Genomic DNA, 3,578 nt, shown 5'->3' with positions numbered 1-3,578 from the left:
AATTGTTTTTTACTCGACCTTTACAAAAGCCACGCTGTCTCTATGAGGCAACTATTATAGTTTAGCATCTCACAAAGTCAATGTCAACTGCTTTTTAAGTTTTTTTTAATTTATATTTATTCTTATTTAAAAAAATAACAGCTGCATTTGTTACAGCTGTTTTATATTACTATTTATATCTTTCTTTGTCAAGTATTTTTTAATAAATATTTTGACGAATTTCTTTACACTGCTTTTACAGTATAGTCTAGTTTTTTAAATCTTTCCATGTCTTCTTCTATACTTGCACCCTTTGTTGTTAGGAGGACTCCAGATATTGCTGCGTTTGCTCCTGACTTAAAGGCTGATAAGCCAAATTCTTCCATTAGAGCGCGACCACCTGCTAGTCTTATTAGTGCCTTGGGAAGTATAAATCTAAAACTTGCACAAGTTCTATTTACTTCTTCCATGGAAAGGGGCTCATTGTTTTCTAGAGGTGTGTTTTTTATTGGGTTTAAGAGGTTTACTGGGACTGAGTGTACACCAAGCTCTCTTAGTTGTAGTGCCATGTCAATTCTATCTGTAAAGTCTTCGCCAAGACCTATTAGACCGCCGGAACAAATTTCCATTCCTGCTTTTTGAGCTGCCTTAATTGTATTGATCTTTTGGTCATAAGTGTGGGTTGTGCATATTTCTGGGAAGAAGTTCCTTGATGTTTCTAGGTTATTGTGAATTCTTGTTATGCCTGCATCCTTTAATTTTTCAAAGGATTCTTCAGAGATTATTCCTCCTGATATGCAGACTTTCATTTCTGGTGCTTTTTCATGAATTTTTCTAGTTATGCTGCAGACTTTGTCAATGTCTTTTGCTGTAAGTCCCTTGCCACTAGCTACCATTGAGTATCTGGGTATGCCTCTTTCGTATTTGTCTAGGGCATCCTTTACTATTGTCTCTTCATCTAAGAGGTCGTATTCTTTTATATGTGTGTTGTAGTGAGCGGATTGTGCACAAAATTTGCAGTTCTCGGAACATTTTCCACTTTTTGCATTTATAATAGTACAGACATCAAAGTCATTGCCACAAAAATATTCTCTAAGTTCATCTGCTGCCTTAGTCAAAGTTTCATAATCGCCCTTATATAATTCTATGGCTTCATCTCTTGTAACATTGTGTCCATTTTTTACTTTTTCTTTCAATTCAATAATATCCATGTCTTCAACTCCTGAAGTAATTATATATTTCCCATGGTTTATTGTCAATCAAAAGAATATTTTAGTTAACATAATATTCAAAGACGCCAAATTTTATCTTTTGATTTAATTTTCTAAACTTTCTCTCATATTCTGTGACTATATTTTCTGGATATTCTTCTAGTTTCATGTCAAACTCTTCCACTAGCGTTGAGAAGCCGCAGTCATTAAAGTAGTCCAAACTTTCCTCAAAAAGTTCTAAGTCATCAGTCTTAAAGTATATTTGTGATTTTGGCTTTAAAATGATCTTATACTTTTCTAAAAACCTTGGAAAAGTCAGCCTTCTCTTCTTGTGTTTTAACTTTGGCCAGGGATTGCAAAAGTTGATGTAAATTCTACTTATCTCATTTTTGTCGAAATAATCCAAAATATTTTCCGCATTAATTGGCATTGCCCTCACATTTGTAAGCTCTTCATCTAGGATCTTTCGAGTGGCATAAATTAGTGCATTAGTTTCAATGTCTACCATTATATAATTAATATCTTTATTTCTCTTTGCTGATTCTATAGTAAAAGTGCCCTTGCCTGCGCCAATTTCAAGATAAATTGGATTGTCGTTGCCAAAAATCTCGCTCCATCTTCCCTTATTTTCTTGGCCATTAAAGAAAACATAAGGATTTTCGCGCATTTCAGGGATTGCAAAATGTTTTTTTCTAAGCCTCATATTACTCTCCTTTTTTAGCTTTAAGCATTATAACACAAGTTGAGTAAGAGTCAACAAGTCTTGTGATTTTTATTTAAAATTTATTTCAAAAAAATAAAAGCCAAATCGGCTTTTACATTTAGCTTATTTATTGAAGAAATTACCCTTATCAAGGCTAGTCCTTCCCGTTTTATAATCAATCTTCACGCCTTCTTCAATATTTCTCACAAAAACTCTAAAGTTTATCTTTTTGCCACCATCCTCAATGCTGTAGGCCTCCATAATTACACCTCTTGCCACTAATTCCTCATCAATAAAAATGGGCGTCACCCTGTATCTCACCTTTTTGCCAGTATCCCTAATATAATTAGCAACAGAATTTTCAAAGGGCAACATTCCCTTGGCATTAAAAGACCTGGTGCCCGTCATGAGATTTTTCCAGTTATCATTTTCACCAGTAAGCTGATAGGCAATTAGGTGACACCTGTTGTAGATAGCTTCACCCTCAACAAAATCATAAAACTTTTGATGCCAACCAGTGGGATAGACCTTTGAAATGTCGCCTCTTGGTTTTTTGGGCAGGGAGTCGGGACCAATAAGAGCATTGGCAGGACCAACCCTGTTTAACCTATCCAAGTCTGAATAAATTTCAAAGTCTGGACCCATTTTCAAATCATCAGGAGAAAACTGTGGCGGATTTTTATCTATTTTATAGTAGGGACTCTTTTCAGTAACCTCATATTTACTTCCAAAAATACTGTCAATCTTATCAAAAAAGTTTCTGTTGTAACTTTCGTTACCTATAAAGTCTCCACTTAATAAAACCCCAATAGCAATTACAAATACAGCAGCAATAACTTTTAAAATTCTATTTCTTTTCATCATTTGCTCACCTTTTTAGATAATAAATATAACACTATTTACAATTATATAAGATTTTACATTTAAAAAAAGTTATTGTTTTAATTTTTATAAAAAAGCTCCAAAAGTTTAGATTTTACAAAACCATTTATAACTTTAATATTAGTCACCTTAAATATCTTACATACATATGAGGACTACAAATGTACAAGTTAGAAAAATAAAGTATAAGAGAGTCACTCTAACATGCGGGGCTGTGAAAAAAGTTCATAAAAACGAAAGTACAAAGTAAATCCATGATATTCATTGGTATGAAAAGTCTGGAAATCAATATACAATAAAGTTAAAACATAGAAAGGGAAAATAATGAAAACAATCCAAGTACATCAATCAGAATTTTATAAAGAAATTCCTTTGGAGTATGTTGGCAAAGTAAAATATATCGGACCTGATGATCCTTTAAGTTTTGTAAATAATGGGGAATATAATATTGTTTTTGATAAAAATAATACTTTATAAGTTGTTGATGAAACTGAGGAAGATTATATCTATACTCACTGAGCCAAATAACTTAGGTGGGAAATTTTTTTATATAGATGACCCTTGGGGAATACTAAAAAAATATATGAAAGAATATAAGAATTAGAAGCACTCTAACAATGATAAGTTGGATGTTCTTTTTTAGTGAAGAATAATGATGAAATATAAAAAACCTTGTAGATAGAAGCTATTCAATACGAAAAAACACAAAAACAGGGCAATTACCCCCGCACATGCGGGGACTACATGTGCCTTATGTATCTCCATCAAACAAGATGAGGATCACCCCCGCCCACGCGGGGACT

At 33.1% G+C, this 3,578-nt stretch carries 4 protein-coding genes; 1 reads left to right on the top strand and 3 read right to left on the bottom strand.

Annotation, left to right across the window (positions count from 1 at the left end; genetic code table 11):
• Positions 1-224 precede the first annotated feature (224 nt).
• From bioB to HMPREF2801_RS05510, 3 genes are all read right to left on the bottom strand, one after another.
• Positions 225-1,190, bottom strand: coding sequence for a biotin synthase BioB (bioB, locus tag HMPREF2801_RS05520; RefSeq protein ID WP_070611105.1), 966 nt, complete (start codon positions 1,188-1,190; stop codon positions 225-227).
• Between the two features lie 61 nt (positions 1,191-1,251).
• The gene (gene trmB / locus HMPREF2801_RS05515) at positions 1,252-1,893 is read right to left on the bottom strand and encodes a tRNA (guanosine(46)-N7)-methyltransferase TrmB (RefSeq protein WP_070611103.1); all 642 of its coding nucleotides are present in this window, start codon (positions 1,891-1,893) and stop codon (positions 1,252-1,254) included.
• 123 nt (positions 1,894-2,016) lie between these two features.
• Positions 2,017-2,757: a DNA/RNA non-specific endonuclease gene (locus HMPREF2801_RS05510; protein ID WP_246829983.1), complete on the bottom strand. Its 741-nt coding sequence runs from the start codon at positions 2,755-2,757 to the stop codon at positions 2,017-2,019.
• 342 nt (positions 2,758-3,099) lie between these two features.
• Here HMPREF2801_RS05510 and HMPREF2801_RS09480 point away from each other — a divergent pair, with 342 nt between their 5' ends.
• Positions 3,100-3,252: a hypothetical protein gene (locus tag HMPREF2801_RS09480; RefSeq protein ID WP_246829982.1), complete on the top strand. Its 153-nt coding sequence runs from the start codon at positions 3,100-3,102 to the stop codon at positions 3,250-3,252.
• Positions 3,253-3,578 lie beyond the last annotated feature (326 nt).

This window comes from Peptoniphilus sp. HMSC062D09 (assembly GCF_001811425.1).
In the GTDB taxonomy this organism is placed as follows: domain Bacteria; phylum Bacillota; class Clostridia; order Tissierellales; family Peptoniphilaceae; genus Peptoniphilus_A.
The sequence above is the reverse complement of the archived record's forward strand: the minus strand, read 5'-3'. Positions and strand labels throughout refer to the sequence as shown.